The organism is Raoultella sp. T31 (assembly GCF_002806725.1).
In the GTDB taxonomy this organism is placed as follows: domain Bacteria; phylum Pseudomonadota; class Gammaproteobacteria; order Enterobacterales; family Enterobacteriaceae; genus Klebsiella; species Klebsiella electrica.
This window is the reverse complement of record NZ_PIBO01000029.1, coordinates 14,571-29,774: the sequence shown is the minus strand read 5'-3', so window position 1 is coordinate 29,774 and position 15,204 is coordinate 14,571. Positions and strand designations below refer to the sequence as shown.

The 15,204-nt window shown below is 58.3% G+C and carries 11 protein-coding genes; 4 read left to right on the top strand and 7 right to left on the bottom strand.

Translation table 11 applies throughout. The features are described 5' to 3' along the window. Positions 1 to 220 precede the first annotated feature (220 nt). The 4 genes from CWM52_RS18010 to pepA form a co-directional block, all read right to left on the bottom strand. Positions 221 to 724, bottom strand: a complete 504-nt coding sequence (locus CWM52_RS18010) for a GNAT family N-acetyltransferase (protein WP_100685361.1) — start codon at positions 722 to 724, stop codon at positions 221 to 223. Between the two features lie 117 nt (positions 725 to 841). Next, entirely contained in the window at positions 842 to 3,697 is a 2,856-nt protein-coding gene (locus CWM52_RS18005) for a valine--tRNA ligase (RefSeq protein ID WP_100685360.1), read from the bottom strand. Next, on the bottom strand, positions 3,697 to 4,140 hold the full coding sequence (holC, locus tag CWM52_RS18000) for a DNA polymerase III subunit chi (protein ID WP_100685359.1): 444 nt from the start codon (positions 4,138 to 4,140) through the stop codon (positions 3,697 to 3,699). The genes CWM52_RS18005 and holC overlap by 1 nt, the downstream gene beginning before the upstream one ends. A 122-nt stretch (positions 4,141 to 4,262) precedes the next feature. Next, positions 4,263 to 5,774 carry a leucyl aminopeptidase gene (gene pepA, locus CWM52_RS17995; protein WP_100685358.1) on the bottom strand — a complete coding sequence of 504 codons (1,512 nt, stop codon included), beginning with the start codon at positions 5,772 to 5,774 and terminating at the stop codon, positions 4,263 to 4,265. A gap of 391 nt (positions 5,775 to 6,165) precedes the next feature. Here pepA and lptF point away from each other — a divergent pair, with 391 nt between their 5' ends. After that, complete coding sequence (gene lptF, locus CWM52_RS17990; protein WP_100685357.1) at positions 6,166 to 7,263, top strand: LPS export ABC transporter permease LptF; 1,098 nt, start codon at positions 6,166 to 6,168, stop codon at positions 7,261 to 7,263. Beyond that, positions 7,263 to 8,345, top strand: coding sequence for an LPS export ABC transporter permease LptG (gene lptG, locus CWM52_RS17985; protein WP_100685356.1), 1,083 nt, complete (start codon positions 7,263 to 7,265; stop codon positions 8,343 to 8,345). Before lptF ends, lptG begins: the two co-directional genes overlap by 1 nt. A gap of 411 nt (positions 8,346 to 8,756) precedes the next feature. Here the strand turns inward: lptG and CWM52_RS17980 are convergent, their stop codons facing one another. Next, complete coding sequence (locus CWM52_RS17980; protein WP_100685355.1) at positions 8,757 to 10,259, bottom strand: helicase HerA-like C-terminal domain-containing protein; 1,503 nt, start codon at positions 10,257 to 10,259, stop codon at positions 8,757 to 8,759. A 98-nt stretch (positions 10,260 to 10,357) separates the two neighbouring features. Further along, entirely contained in the window at positions 10,358 to 11,179 is an 822-nt protein-coding gene (locus CWM52_RS17975) for a TIM barrel protein (RefSeq protein ID WP_100685354.1), read from the bottom strand. Positions 11,180 to 11,531: 352 nt separating this feature from the next. Here CWM52_RS17975 and CWM52_RS17970 point away from each other — a divergent pair, with 352 nt between their 5' ends. Continuing rightward, on the top strand, positions 11,532 to 13,037 hold the full coding sequence (locus CWM52_RS17970; RefSeq protein ID WP_100685353.1) for a CoA-acylating methylmalonate-semialdehyde dehydrogenase: 1,506 nt from the start codon (positions 11,532 to 11,534) through the stop codon (positions 13,035 to 13,037). An 18-nt stretch (positions 13,038 to 13,055) separates the two neighbouring features. Further along, entirely contained in the window at positions 13,056 to 13,865 is an 810-nt protein-coding gene (iolB, locus tag CWM52_RS17965) for a 5-deoxy-glucuronate isomerase (protein WP_100685352.1), read from the top strand. Between the two features lie 460 nt (positions 13,866 to 14,325). Here the strand turns inward: iolB and CWM52_RS17960 are convergent, their stop codons facing one another. Further along, positions 14,326 to 15,186: a MurR/RpiR family transcriptional regulator gene (locus CWM52_RS17960; protein ID WP_100685351.1), complete on the bottom strand. Its 861-nt coding sequence runs from the start codon at positions 15,184 to 15,186 to the stop codon at positions 14,326 to 14,328. Between the last annotated feature and the right edge of the window lie 18 nt (positions 15,187 to 15,204).

Below are 15,204 nucleotides of genomic sequence, written 5' to 3'. Positions count from 1 at the left end.
CATCGCGCGACCCATCAGCCCGGCGAGGCGGAAGCGGCATTAATTAATGCTCCGCAGGCGGAGTTCCGTTTCCACAGCGGCGTGCCGGTTATCGCCTGAGGCGCTGTTCCCGGATAGCGGCGCTACGCGCCTTATCCGGGCTACCGAGCCGCGGGCCTTGAGCCGTAGCCCCGGTAAGCATCGCGCGACCGGGGGAACCGCGGCAGGCGGGGACGAGCGCTTACAGCGTTTTCAGCATCCGTACTTCGCAATCGACATGACCAGTGCGGCCAAGCGGCCCGTCGATATGTTCGAAGCCGAGGTGCTCATATAGCCCGACGGCTTCTTTCAGGAAGGCGGTGGTTTCCAGATAGCAGCGTTTGAAACCCTGCTCGCGGGCATAATCTAACGCCAGCAGCGCCAGCTTTTTCGCCAGCCCCTGGCCACGGGCAGAGGTCATAAAATACATTTTCTGTAGTTCGCAGATATCCGGTTCGCTATGCGCCAGCGGGGCAACGCCGCCGCCGCCGACTACCCGACCATCCTGTTCAACCACCCAATAGGCGGAGCCCGGCTGGCTGTAGAGCTCAAAAAGCTCATCGAGGTTAGGGTCGGCGACCGTATAGCCTTTATCGGCCGTCAGGCCGTATTCCGCAGAAACCTGGCGGATAACGTTGGCGATAGCTGCATTATCTTCAGCGGTGATGCGGCGCAGCGACGCCGTGATGGTCGCGCTCGTATTCATACGATGACTCATAGCAAATGACGGATGGTGTTGTTAATAACATCGCGAGCGGGGGGAGCGCAAGCGGGTATCACGGATAAAAACGCCCCTTGCCTGAGCCGGCAAGGGGCGGGAGGATTACAGCGCGGCGATGACCGCCTGCTGTTCGATCAGTTTGCTTTTCGCTTCGGCATAACCGTCCAGCTTCTCACGCTCTTTGGCGATCACCGCTTCCGGTGCGCGAGCGACAAAGCCTTCGTTGGCCAGTTTGCTTTCGATGCGGCTGATTTCCCCGTCGATCTTCGCCACTTCTTTCGCCAGACGCGCCAGCTCATCTTCTTTGTTGATGAGACCCGCCATCGGGATCAGCAGCTCGGCGCCGTCGATGATTTTGGTGACAGAAACCGGACCTTTGTCGTCGGCTGGCAGAACGGTGATGCTTTCCAGACGCGCCATGGACTGCAGGAAGCTCTGGTTGTCGGTCACGCGACGCTGAGCGTCAGCGCTGCAACCGCGCAGCAGCAGTTCGAGCGGTTTACCCGGGGCGATGTTCATTTCCGCACGGATATTACGTACGGCGATAATCGCCTGCTTCAGCCATTCGGTATCGGCCAGCGCCGCTTCATCAACCTGCGCCGCATCGTATGCCGGGAACGGCTGCAGCATGATGGTGTCCGCATCGATACCGACGATGGTTTTCACACGCTGCCAGATGGTTTCGGTGATGAACGGAATGATCGGGTGCGCCAGACGCAGCAAACCTTCCAGCACGCTCACCAGGGTGTGGCGAGTGCCGCGCAGTTCCGCTTCAGAACCGCCGGTCATCACCGGTTTGGTCAGCTCCAGGTACCAGTCGCAGAACTGGTTCCAGGTGAACTCATACAGGATGCCCGCGGCGATATCGAAGCGGAAATTATCCAGCGCTTCGCGGTACGCTTTGATGGTCTGGTTAAATTCAGCCAGGATCCAGCGATCGGCGAGGGAGAGCACCTGTTCGCCGCCGTTAAAGCCGCAATCCTGATCTTCGGTGTTCATCAGCACGAAACGGCTGGCGTTCCACAGCTTGTTGCAGAAGTTACGGTAACCTTCCAGACGCTTCATATCCCAGTTGATGTCGCGGCCGGTCGAAGCCAGCGCCGCCAGGGTGAAGCGCAGGGCGTCGGTGCCGTGCGGCTCGATCCCGTTCGGGAACTGTTTCTCGGTGCGTCTGGCGATTTTCTCCGCCAGCTGCGGTTGCATCATGTTGCCGGTGCGTTTCTCCAGCAGCTCAGGCAGGGAGATACCGTCAACCATATCCAGCGGGTCAATCACGTTGCCCTTGGATTTGGACATCTTCTGGCCTTCGTCGTCACGAATCAGACCGGTCATGTAGACGGTATGGAACGGTACCTGCGGTTTGCCGTTTTCATCTTTGATGAAATGCATGGTCATCATGATCATGCGGGCAATCCAGAAGAAGATGATATCGAAACCGGAGACCATCACGCTGGTCGGGTGGAACTGACGCAGCGCGTCGGTGTTTTCCGGCCAGCCGAGGGTGGAGAAGGTCCACAGCGCGGAAGAGAACCAGGTATCCAGCACGTCTTCGTCCTGACGCAGCGCGACGTCGGCGGAGAGGTTGTTTTCCTGACGCACTTCGTCTTCGGTGCGGCCCACGTAGACGTTGCCTTCGTTGTCATACCACGCCGGGATACGGTGACCCCACCACAGCTGACGAGAGATACACCAGTCCTGAATATCGCGCATCCAGGAGAAGTACATGTTTTCGTACTGCTTCGGCACGAACTGAATGTCGCCGTTTTCCACCGCTTCTACGGCAGGCTTCGCCAGCACGTCGGCACGCACGTACCACTGGTCGGTCAGCATCGGCTCGATCACCACGCCGCCACGGTCGCCGTACGGCACGGTCAGATCGTGAGGTTTGATCTCTTCGAGCAGGCCGAGCGCATCGATGGCTGCCACCACGGCTTTACGCGCCGCGAAACGCTCCAGATTCTGGAATTCAGCCGGGATCTCTGCGGAGTAAACGTCGGACTCTTCGCCTTTGGTGTCGTACACCTGCGCGCTTTCGCGGATGTCGCCGTCAAAGGTCAGGATATTGATCATCGGCAGGGCGTGACGTTTCCCGACTTCATAGTCGTTAAAGTCGTGCGCCGGGGTGATTTTCACGCAGCCGGTGCCTTTTTCCATGTCAGCGTGTTCGTCGCCGACGACTGGAATGCGGCGGTTAATCAGCGGCAGCACCACGAATTTACCGATCAGATCTTTATAACGCGGATCTTCCGGGTTAACGGCCACGCCGGTATCGCCCAGCAGGGTTTCCGGACGGGTGGTCGCCACCACCAGGTAATCTTTACCGTCGGCGGTTTTTGCGCCGTCGGCCAGCGGGTAGCGGATGTGCCACATGGAGCCTTTAGACTCGCGGTTTTCCACTTCCAGGTCAGAGATGGCGGTGCGCAGTTTCGGGTCCCAGTTGACCAGGCGCTTGCCGCGGTAAATCAGATCTTCTTTGTACAGGCGAACAAAGACTTCTTTCACGGCGTTGGAAAGACCTTCGTCCATGGTGAAGCGCTCGCGCTCCCAGTCCACAGAGTTGCCGAGGCGGCGCATCTGACGGGTAATGGTGCCGCCGGATTCCGCTTTCCACTGCCAGATTTTATCGATAAAAGCGTCGCGACCGTAGTCGTGGCGAGTTTTCCCTTCTTCTGCGGCAATCTTACGTTCAACCACCATCTGGGTCGCGATACCCGCGTGGTCGGTACCGGCCTGCCACAGGGTGTTTTTACCCTGCATGCGCTGGTAGCGAATCATGGTATCCATGATGGTTTGCTGGAAAGCATGACCCATATGCAAACTGCCGGTGACGTTCGGCGGCGGGATCATGATGCAGAAGCTCTCCTGGCTTTCATCACCATTCGGTTTGAAATAGCCCTGCTTTTCCCAGTGCTCGTAGAGCGGCTGTTCGATATCTTGTGGGTTGTATGTCTTTTCCATTATTTCCAGGTTGCCGTATTCAGGTTGAAACCAGCCATGCGATACGCTTTGTAGCGTTCGCGCGCCAGTTGTTTCAGAGAATCTTCGTAAGGGACAAAGTCTATCACTTCTGTGAAAGCGGTGGCAAAATCTGCAAAGTTTAGCCGCAGACTGATCAGAATATCCCGCGGGCTGCTGTTGCGCTTTTGCGGCCAGGCGATTTCCACCGGCGCGCCGCCTCTGGGGCCTTCTCCCGCCAGATTATGCGGGACGAAGCTTTCCGCAGGGCGGGCCCACAGCGCTTCATCCAGACGGATGGCCTGCTGTTCGTCTTCACAGGCGATAAGCACGCGCTTGCCGCTGCGCCAACGTTCTGCGGCGATGTCACACACCAGTTGCTCGACGGCGCTGAGGCCCTCAACGGTGTGGTCATTGTCCAGAAGGTAGAACGTTGCGTTTTTCATATATGGGGCTTCTTGTGGTGACTTTAAATGCTTAAGCCGGGTGGCGCTGCGCTGACCCGGCCTACAAACGGCATCTTTGCGTAGGCCCGGCAAGCGTAGCGCCGCCGGGCATCAGACGGCAATTACTCTTCGCCAGTAAACCCGGCGCGATTGAGCAGGAACTGCGACAGCAGGGCGACTGGACGGCCGGTAGCGCCTTTCGCTTTCCCGGAACGCCATGCGGTGCCGGCGATATCCAGGTGCGCCCAGTTGTACTTACGGGTAAAGCGCGACAGGAAGCAGCCGGCGGTGATCGCCCCGCCAGGACGCCCGCCGATATTAGCCATATCCGCGAAGTTAGACTCCAGCTGATCCTGATATTCGTCGCCCAGCGGTAAACGCCATGCGCGGTCGCCAGCCAGTTCGGATGCGCCGATCAGCTCATGAGCCAGCGGATTGTGGTTAGACATCAGGCCGGTGATGTGATGGCCGAGGGCAATCACGCACGCGCCGGTGAGCGTGGCGACGTCAATCACCGCTTCCGGTTCGAAACGCTCAACATAGGTCAGCACATCGCACAGCACCAGACGGCCTTCGGCGTCGGTATTCAGCACTTCAACGGTTTGACCGGACATGGTCGTCAGGACATCGCCCGGACGATAGGCGCGGCCGCCAGGCATGTTTTCACAGCCGGCGAGAACGCCAATCACGTTCAGCGGCAGCTGAAGTTCTGCGACCATGCGCATCACGCCGTAGACCGCCGCCGCGCCGCACATGTCGTACTTCATCTCGTCCATGCCTTCGGCAGGCTTGATGGAGATACCGCCGGAGTCAAAGGTCAGCCCTTTGCCGACCAACACAATCGGCCGCGCATCTTCCGCCGGGTTGCCTTTGTATTCAATCACCGACATCAGCGATTCATTCTGCGAACCGTTGCCGACCGCCAGGTACGAGTTCATGCCCAGCTCTTTCATCTGCTGTTCGCCGATGACGCGGGTGATCACATTCTGACTGTAGGTATCGGCCAGCTGACGGGCCTGAGAGGCCAGATAGGCGGCGTTACAGATGTTTGGCGGCATATTGCCGAGATCTTTGGCCGCTTTGATACCGGCGGCAATCGCCAGTCCGTGCTGGATGGCGCGCTCGCCGCTGGTCAGCTCGCGACGGGTCGGGACGTTGAAGACCATTTTACGCAGCGGGCGACGCGGCTCGCTTTTGTTGGTTTTCAACTGATCGAAGCTGTACAGCGTCTCTTTGGCGGTCTCAACGGCCTGGCGAACTTTCCAGTAGTTGTTACGGCCTTTCACATGCAGTTCGGTCAGGAAGCAGACGGCTTCCATTGAACCGGTATCATTCAAAGTATTAATGGTTTTCTGAATGACCTGCTTGTACTGACGCTCGTCCAGCTCACGCTCTTTGCCACAGCCAATCAGCAGAATACGTTCTGACAGAATATTGGGCACATGGTGCAGCAGCAGCGTCTGGCCAGGCTTACCTTCCAGTTCACCGCGACGCAGCAGCGCGCTGATATAGCCGTCACTGATTTTATCGAGTTGTTCGGCAATCGGGGAGAGGCGACGCGGTTCAAAGACGCCGACTACGATACAGGCACTCCGCTGTTTCTCCGGGCTACCGCTTTTTACACTGAACTCCATGCACTACGCTCCTGAATCTTAAAGACAACGACGGTGGCTACGGATAGAATTGAAAGCTTTCGTAACTCATGTCCGCTGTTGCGGTGACTTCGTGTTAATCTTAACGTTATTACGGCTTTGGTTCGTCAGAAAAAACCTGATATGCGGAACCAGTGAGTCATTTAATCTTAGCGATGATTTCGAAGACCAAAGAGAATAAATGACGTTTAAGCCATGAAACAAGCAATTTTCCAGCAACTGTGCTCTAAATTATTCGCGTTGCAGGAAGGCGGCAAGGCCGTGAACCCTCAGGAACATAGCTAACGATGTGACTGAGGTTAGCGGGTGCAGTCAACGCACCTGGAACGTGAAGAATAACGAGCAAAGACAGGTTTTAACGGGCGTATTTATAGTGATAATCATAAGATATCTGGTTCGTGAGACGCTGAAAAGCCAGTTGGCGATCCTGTTCATCCTGTTACTGATTTTCTTTTGCCAGAAACTGGTCAGGATCTTGGGCGCGGCGGTGGATGGCGATATCCCGACAAATCTGGTGCTCTCGCTGTTAGGCCTGGGCGTACCGGAAATGGCGCAGCTCATTCTGCCCCTGAGCTTATTCCTCGGGCTGCTGATGACGCTGGGCAAACTGTATACTGAAAGTGAAATCACGGTGATGCATGCCTGCGGCCTGAGCAAGGCCGTGCTGGTGAAAGCGGCGATGATCCTCGCGCTGTTTACCGGCGCGGTGGCGGCGGTCAACGTTATGTGGGCTGGCCCTTGGTCATCCCGTCATCAGGACGAAGTGCTGGCGGAAGCGAAAGCCAACCCCGGCATGGCTGCGCTGGCCCAGGGCCAGTTTCAGCAGGCCAGCGACGGCAGCGCCGTGCTGTTTATTGAAAACGTTAACGGCAAACACTTCCATGATGTTTTCCTGGCGCAGCTGAGGCCGAAAGGTAACGCGCGACCTTCCGTCGTGGTGGCCGATTCCGGCGAGCTGACGCAGAAGAGAGACGGCTCGCAGGTGGTGACCATGAACCAGGGCACCCGCTTTGAAGGTACGGCGATGCTGCGCGATTTCCGCATCACCGATTTTAAAAATTACCAGGCCATTATTGGCCATCAGGCGGTGGCCTCGGATCCTGACGACACCGAGCAGATGGGCATGCGCACGCTGTGGCGCACCGATACCGACCGCGCCCGCGCCGAGCTGCACTGGCGCTTCACGCTGGTGGCGACGGTGTTCATTATGGCGCTGATGGTGGTTCCGCTGAGCGTGGTGAACCCGCGTCAGGGCCGCGTGCTGTCGATGCTGCCGGCGATGCTGCTGTATCTGGTCTTCTTCCTGCTGCAAACCTCGATTAAGTCAAACGGCGGTAAAGGTAAAATCGATCCGATGATCTGGATGTGGGGGATTAACCTGCTCTATTTCGCGCTGGCCGTGCTGCTGAACCTGTGGGATACGGTGCCGATGCGCCGCTTCCGTGCCCGTTTTAACAAAGGAGCGGTGTGATGCAGGCGTTTGGCGTACTCGACCGTTATATCGGTAAGACGATTTTCAACACCATCATGATGACGCTGTTCATGCTGGTGTCGCTCTCGGGCATTATCAAGTTTGTCGACCAGTTGAAAAAAGCCGGCCAGGGCAGCTACGACGCGCTGGGTGCCGGGCTGTATACCATCCTCAGCGTGCCAAAAGATGTGCAGATTTTCTTCCCGATGGCGGCGCTGCTTGGCGCCCTGCTTGGTCTGGGGATGCTGGCGCAGCGCAGCGAACTGGTGGTGATGCAGGCTTCCGGCTTCACCCGTTTGCAGGTGGCGCTGGCGGTGATGAAAACCGCGATCCCGCTGGTTCTGCTGACTATGGCGATCGGCGAATGGGTGGCGCCGCAGGGCGAGCAGATGGCGCGTAATTATCGCGCCCAGCAGATGTACGGCGGTTCGCTGCTGTCGACTCAGCAGGGGCTGTGGGCGAAAGACGGGCATAACTTCGTCTATATCGAACGGGTGAAAGGGAACGATGAACTGGGCGGCGTGAGTATTTACACGTTTAACGACCAGCGCCGTTTGCAGACCGTGCGCTACGCCGCTGCGGCGAAATTCGACAACGACAATAAAGTCTGGCGCCTGTCGCAGGTCGATGAGTCTGACCTGACCGACCCGAAACAGATAACCGGCTCGCAGATGGTCAGCGGCACCTGGAAAACCAGGCTGACGCCCGACAAGCTGGGGGTGGTGGCGCTGGACCCGGATGCGTTGTCGATCAGCGGCCTGCATAACTACGTGACCTATCTGAAATCCAGCGGACAGGACCCGGGACGCTACCAGCTCAACATGTGGAGCAAAATCTTCCAGCCGCTGTCGGTGGCGGTGATGATGCTGATGGCGCTGTCGTTTATCTTCGGCCCGCTGCGCAGCGTGGCGATGGGGGTCAGGGTCGTCACCGGGATAAGCTTTGGCTTTATCTTCTACGTGCTGGACCAGATTTTTGGCCCGCTGACGCTGGTCTACGGCATCCCGCCGATTATCGGCGCGCTGCTGCCCAGCGCCAGCTTCTTCCTTATAAGCCTCTGGCTGATGATGAGAAAAGCGTAGTCATACGGATAACCCGGCCAGGCGCAAGCAATGCCGGGTTTTTTGTGTCTGCCGTTTTATTGGATGCCCTCAGCGTTTCGCCTCGTTGCCCTGTAGCCCGGATAAGGCGTTTGCGCCGCAACCCGGGGGCGTGCAGGGATTATGCTAACGGCATCTTCCTCCCAGTCGACTGCCCGGCCCTGTAGCCCGGATAAGGCGTTTGCGCCGCAAGCCGGGGGCGTGCAGGGATTATGCTAACGGCGTCTTCCTCCCAGTAAACTGCCCGGCCCTGTAGCCCGGGTAAGGCGCTTGCGCCACAACCCGGGGGCGTGCAGGGATTATGCTAACGGCGTCTTCCTCCCAGTAAACTGCCCGGCCCTGTAGCCCGGGTAAGGCGCTTGCGCCGCAACCCGGGGGCGTGCAGGGATTATGCTAACGGCGTCTTCCTCCCAGTAGACTGCCCAGCATTCCTCGCACCAGTTGATTGGTCACCTGGCGAACCGCGCTTTTAGCGGCCGTTTGTACCAGACCATCATGCTTGCCGCCGCGCGGACCGGTGGTGCCGAACAAAATATCTTTTAGCCCGCCGAGCAGCCCGTCGTCATCGCCGCTTTGCTGGCCTTTCACCGGCGGCGAAGCCTGCTGTTCCGTAGCGACCTGCACGCCTTTTTGCAACATTTCATAGGCGGACTCGCGATCGACTTCTTCTTCATATTTGCCGTACAGCGCGGAGTGGTTAATCAGGCCATTACGCTCGTCGTCCGTCACCGGCCCCATTCGTGAGCAGGGGGCGATGACCATCGCGCGCTCAACCACCGAAGGGCTGCCTTTCTCATCGAGGAAGGAGATCAGCGCTTCGCCGGTGCCCAGCTCCTGGATGGCCTGTTCGGTGCTGAAAGCCGGGTTGGCGCGCATGGTCTGCGCCGCGGTTTTTACCGCTTTCTGATCTTTCGGCGTAAAGGCGCGCAGGGCGTGCTGAACGCGGTTGCCCAACTGGCCGAGAACCGCATCTGGAATATCCGACGGGTTCTGCGACACGAAGTAAACCCCTACGGCTTTGGAGCGAATCAGGCGGATCACCTGCTCGATTTTGTCCAGCAGCACCTGAGGCGCATCGTTAAACAGCAGATGCGCTTCATCGAAGAAAAAGACCAGCTTCGGCTTCTCGAGATCGCCCGCTTCCGGCAGGCGCTCGTAGAGCTCCGAGAGCATCCACAGCAGGCTGGCGGCGTAGAGTTTCGGCATCTGATACAGCTTTTCGGCGCTGAGGATATTAATCACCCCTTTGCCGTGCTCATCGAGGCGCATCCAGTCCTGAATATCAAGCATCGGCTCGCCGAAAAAGTGTTCCGCGCCTTGCTGCTCAAGGGTCAGCAGGCCGCGCTGGATGGCGCCGACCGAGGCGCTGCTGATGTTGCCATACTGGTTTTGAAAGGTTTTCGCGTTATCGCCGATAAACTGGGTGATGGCGCGTAAATCCTTAAAGTCGAGCAGCAGCAGACCGCGATCGTCGGCGATGCGAAAGATAATATTCAGCACCCCGGACTGGACGTCGTTGAGATTGAGTAATCGCGATAGTAGCAGCGGCCCGAGGTCGGACACCGTCGCCCGGACCGGATGGCCTTTCCCGGCGAAAATATCCCACACCACCACCGGGTTAGCGTGGGGCTGCCAGTCGGTAACGCCGATTTTTTCCAGCCGCGCCTGCAGTTTCTCCGTGTTTTGGCCCGCGGCGGCAATCCCGGTCAGATCGCCTTTCACATCGGCCATAAAGACCGGCACGCCGATTTCTGAAAAGGACTCCGCCAGTTTTTGCAGGGTGACGGTTTTACCGGTGCCGGTCGCGCCGGTAATCAGGCCGTGACGGTTGGCCATTCCCGGCAGTAAATGCAGCTGTTTTTCCCGCGTGCGGGCAATCAGCAGGGGTGAGCTCATGATCGATTCCTCCATTTATCCTGCGTCGATTATAGGCAAACTGGCCGCAAACCGAGGTGAGAAATCGCTGCATTCGCCTGGCGTGGCGCTGATTTCTCTCAGGCGCAATGGTGTTGAATGAGTGCGATGCTCCGTTCCGTCTCGCGGCGGATATCCTCTTCGCTCCAGGATGCCAGCTCCGGTGCAAACGGTTCAAACGCATACACGCCCCGATAACCCCGGGCTTCGAGACGCTGGATTTGCTCACAGGTTTGCAGCCGATCTTTTGTCGTCAGCATGATACGTTCGTCGTCGGTCAGGTTTTCCCGTGGGCGGGCGTCCTCCACGCCGGAGAGGTGCACCAGACCGATGTCAGCGATGTCCACCTGGCTAAACCCGGCATCCGCCTGTGGATAGAGATAGTGGTGGAAGGTATCAATCAGTAGCTTAAACGGTACCTGCGCATCGCGGATAAGCGCCTGCGCCTGGGCGGCAGAGCGCAGTGAGCTTTGCGGGAAACCCAGCGGTTCAACCAGACCCTGCACGCCGTAAAACGAGAACCGCGGCGACAGATCGCGCAGCGCGTTCAGGGTTTCGCTGGCCGGCACCTCACTACCATCGTTGAGCGGGCACAGGACCAGCGATTTGGCGCCAATAGCCCTGGCCTCTTGCAACAGCGCTTCGGCCAGGCCGCGCACCTGCTCCGTGCGGCGGTTAAACGGGTACACCGCATTGATGGTCAGAATCTCAATATGGTAACGGTCGGCCAGCTCACGCACCTGCTGATGGCTCAGATCGTCGGTCACCTTGCCAGTGGGCAAATCATTACGCAGCTCGACCTTATTCAGGCCAAGATTGTTCACCAGACGGAAAAAGGCCTCGATGCTCAGGGATGGGGCGATCTTGCGATTAAGACAGAAACGTTGCAGTGCGATAGCCATGCGGCTCTCCTGAATGACCATAGGTTGGGTTTATTCGACCGACTGTAAGTCAAAACATTTATTTCATAATTAGCAATGACTGAAATGGTGAATCTTTGAGCTGCTTCGCAAATAATCGTACTTTCGCTGTCGGAGTCGCATCGGGTGCAGGGGGCGTCGCAGCTGAATCTTGCCGGACATGCTTTCTTGACGAAAGGTGAGTGCCGCAGCCGGGAAATGCGACGGTCATCACCAAAATAGAATTTCATTCCATATCAATATTGAAATATAAGTTTCATTTTACTACGGTTATAGCACAGCAAAATCGGAAAGGGGCCGCAGCGTTGGCCTTCCCACACCATGAGGCGAGAAGATGACGATCACAGGAAACTTTATCGGCGGAAAAACCGTCACCAGCAGCAGCAATGAAACGATGCCGGTGTATGACCCGGCGACGGGCAAGGTGGTGCGCGAAGTCACTTTGTCGACCGCTCAGGAAGTCTCTGATGCCATTCAGGTTGCCCGTGATGCGTTTGAAAGCTGGTCGCGCACCACGCCGCTACGCCGTGCCCGCGTCCTGTTCAACTTTAAAATGCTGCTTGAGCAACATGCTGAAGAGCTGGCGGGAATCATCGTTAGCGAGCACGGTAAGGTCTGGTCGGACGCACTGGGTGAACTGACCCGTGGCCTGGAAGTGGTTGAATTTGCTTGCGGTATTCCGCATCTGATTAAAGGCGAATACTCATCTGACGTCGGCACTGGCGTGGACAGCTATTCGCTGATGCAGCCGCTGGGCGTGGTGGCGGGGATTACGCCGTTTAACTTCCCGGCGATGGTCCCGATGTGGATGTTCCCGCTGGCGCTGGCCTGCGGCAACAGCTTCATCCTTAAGCCACCGGCGCTGGCTCCGACAGCCGCGGTACGCCTGGCTGAACTGCTGAAGGAAGCGGGCCTGCCGGATGGCGTCTTTAACGTTATCCATTGCAGCAACGACGATGCCGGGCAGCTGTATACCGATCCGCGCATTGCGGCGGTCAGCTTCGTGGGCTCTTCCGGCGTTGCCGAATATATCTACAAAACCGCCAGCGCCCACGGCAAACGCGTGCAGGCCTTTGGCGCGGCGAAAAACCACGCGATTGTGATGCCGGATGCGGATCTGGATGCCACGGTGAATGCGATTATGGGCGGCGCGTTTGGTTCCGCGGGCGAGCGCTGCATGGCGCTGCCGGTGGTGGTCGCGGTGGGCGATGAAACGGCGGATAAGCTGATTGCGCGTCTGAAGCCGCTGGTGGGAGCGCTGAAAGTCGGGCCGGGATGCATGCGCGGCAACGAAGAGAACGAAATGGGTCCGGTGGTTTCCGATACCCATCAGAAAAAGGTGCTGGGCTATATCGATAAAGGCGCCAGCGAAGGGGCGAAACTGGTCGTCGACGGGCGTAAGCTGCGCGTGCCAGGCTATGATGACGGGTACTATGTCGGCGGTACGCTGTTCGACAACGTGACGCCGGATATGACCATCTGGCGGGAAGAGATTTTTGGACCGGTACTGGGCATTGTCCGCGTGGCGGACTATCGCAGCGCGCTGGAGTTGGTGAACAGCCATGAATTTGGCAACGGCAGCGCCGTTTTCACCAGCAATGGGCACACCGCCCGTGAGTTCGTACATGATGTCCAGGCCGGGATGGTCGGGGTGAACGTGCCGGTTCCGGTACCGATGGCCTTCCACAGCTTCGGCGGCTGGAAACGCTCGGTATTCGGCGCCCTCAACGTCCATGGTCCTGACGGCGTGCGTTTCTACACCCGTATGAAAACCGCCACCGTGCGTTGGCCGGAAGGGCAGCAAACCGTATCTGAATTCAGCATGCCGACATTAGGTTAATCGGCGAAGGAGAACGCCATGTCGTTACTGGCTAAATCGGGAAAAGAGGGGCAGATCCAGCACATCACGCCGCAAAGCGCCGGCTGGCGCTATATCGGTTTTGATGTGTGGATGCTGAAAAAAGGACAGAGCATGACGCTGGAAAGCGGCGAGCGCGAGCTGTGTCTGGTGCTGGTCGCCGGGCTGGCGTCGGTCAAAACGACGACGACCGACTTCCCGGGGCTGGGCCAGCGAATGTCGCCGTTTGAACGTACGCCGCCGTGGGCGGTGTACGTCCCGCCGCAGGACAAGGTGCAGGTGACGGCGGATTCTGACCTTGAACTGGCGGTGTGCAGCGCGCCGGGTAAAGGGACGCTGCCGGCGCGGGTGATTCGTCCGCAGGATGTGGGGGTTGAGCATCGTGGCAAAGGGCGTAACCAGCGTCTTGTGCATAATATTCTGCCGGATAATGCGCAGGCCGACTGTCTGCTGGTGGTGGAGGTGTATACCGACGAAGGCGCCACCAGCTCCTGGCCGTCGCATAAGCACGATACCCCGCAGCCGGGGAAAGAGACCCAGTTGGAAGAGACCTACTATCACCGTTTCGATCCACCGCAGGGCTTCGCCCTCCAGCGGGTGTATACCGATGACCGTAGCCTGGATATCTGCATGGCGCCTTATAACCACGATGTGGTGATGGTGCCGCGCGGCTATCACCCGGTCGCGGCGATTGCCGGATATGACAGCTATTATCTGAACGTGATGGCCGGGCCGGAGCGCAAGTGGTTGTTTACCTGGGAAGAGGACCACGCGTGGATCAATAGTCCTGATTATCCTCGTCACGACTGACGCATCGTAAGCGTTAACAGGGCCGCTAAGCTTGTGCTTAGCGGCCCTTTTTGTCTGCTGCTGTTACCCGGTGGCCACCCGGTAATATTCCCCGGTGGCGCTGCGCTTACCGGGGCTACATGGGAGGGTCGCCCGAATAAGGCGCAGGCGCCGCCATCCGGGGAGGACCCGGCGGTGGAAATATTCTCCCGCAGGCAGCGTTAATATTCTCCCGCAGGCAGCGTTAATATTCCCCGGTGACGCTGCGCTTACCGGGGCTACGTGGGAGGGTAGCCCGAATCAGGCGCAGGCGCCGCCATCCGGGGAGTTACCTGGCGGCGGAAATATTCCCCTGCGGGCACCGTTAATATTCTCCCGCAGGCAGCGTTAATATTCCCCGGTGGCGCTATGCTTACCGGGGCTACGTGGGAGAGTAGCCCGGATAAGGCGCTGGCGCCGCCATCCGGGAGAGGGAGCGGGGTCAGGCGAGGCTCTGCTGGACTTGCGGTTCATTGCTGCTGCTCAGCGCCAGTGAAACGGCCAGCGTCTGGGCCAGGCACAGAGAGGCCACCTGGGAGCGGAAACCGTCAACCTGCGCTTCACGAACCACAAAGCAGACATCGCTGAAGGCTGCGAGTGGACTGACCTGGCTGTCGGTAATCGCAATCTGCCGCGCTTTGCGCTGGGCGCCCAGCTCAACCAGCTCGACAACTTCACGCGCGTAGGGCGAGAAGCTCACGGCGACCACCACATCTTTTGGGCCCACCAGGCTCAGTTGTTCGGTGAACATGCCGCCGAGGCCATCGATCAGAAACGCTTTACGATCAAGATGACGCAGCGCATAGGTCAAATAGGAGGCGACGCTAAACGAGCGGCGCAGACCAATCACATAAATATTCTCCGCCTCCGCCAGCAGAGCGACCGCGCGCTCGAGTTCATCGCCAGAAGTCTGCATCGCCAGCTGCTGCAGCGCCTGGGTATTCACCATGGTGAACATATTGAGAATTTCAGTCGGTGTTTCCGGCGGCGACGTTTCATCATTGGTGGTCTGGCGGAACAGGCGCGCGCGTTCGGTATAGTTGGCGGTCTCTTCCATCAGATGCTGTCTGAACATCTGTTTCATTTCGTTAAAGCCGCTAAAACCGAACGCATTGGCGAAACGGATCAGCGTCGATGGCGGGACATCCGCCTGCTGGGCGATGGAGGCGACGGTGTCGAAAGCGACGCTATTACTGTTATCCAGAATATAGCGAGCCACCTGTTTTAAGCGTTTGCTTAATGTATCGTAGCGACGCCGGATTTCATCCTGCAGGATGGTCAGTTGGGTCGGATTATTGGCCATAGATTGCGCTCTGAGAAA

Excerpts from the sequence above, each read along its gene's own strand:
- iolB (WP_100685352.1), top strand. The coding sequence starts at position 13,056 with ATGTCGTTACTGGCTAAATCGGGAAAAGAGGGGCAGATCCAGCACATC.
- CWM52_RS17970 (WP_100685353.1), top strand. The coding sequence starts at position 11,532 with ATGACGATCACAGGAAACTTTATCGGCGGAAAAACCGTCACCAGCAGC.
- CWM52_RS17975 (WP_100685354.1), bottom strand. The coding sequence starts at position 11,179 with ATGGCTATCGCACTGCAACGTTTCTGTCTTAATCGCAAGATCGCCCCA.
- lptG (WP_100685356.1), top strand. The coding sequence starts at position 7,263 with ATGCAGGCGTTTGGCGTACTCGACCGTTATATCGGTAAGACGATTTTC.
- CWM52_RS18010 (WP_100685361.1), bottom strand. The coding sequence starts at position 724 with ATGAATACGAGCGCGACCATCACGGCGTCGCTGCGCCGCATCACCGCT.
- CWM52_RS18005 (WP_100685360.1), bottom strand. The coding sequence starts at position 3,697 with ATGGAAAAGACATACAACCCACAAGATATCGAACAGCCGCTCTACGAG.
- CWM52_RS17960 (WP_100685351.1), bottom strand. The coding sequence starts at position 15,186 with ATGGCCAATAATCCGACCCAACTGACCATCCTGCAGGATGAAATCCGG.
- CWM52_RS17980 (WP_100685355.1), bottom strand. The coding sequence starts at position 10,259 with ATGAGCTCACCCCTGCTGATTGCCCGCACGCGGGAAAAACAGCTGCAT.
- pepA (WP_100685358.1), bottom strand. The coding sequence starts at position 5,774 with ATGGAGTTCAGTGTAAAAAGCGGTAGCCCGGAGAAACAGCGGAGTGCC.
- holC (WP_100685359.1), bottom strand. The coding sequence starts at position 4,140 with ATGAAAAACGCAACGTTCTACCTTCTGGACAATGACCACACCGTTGAG.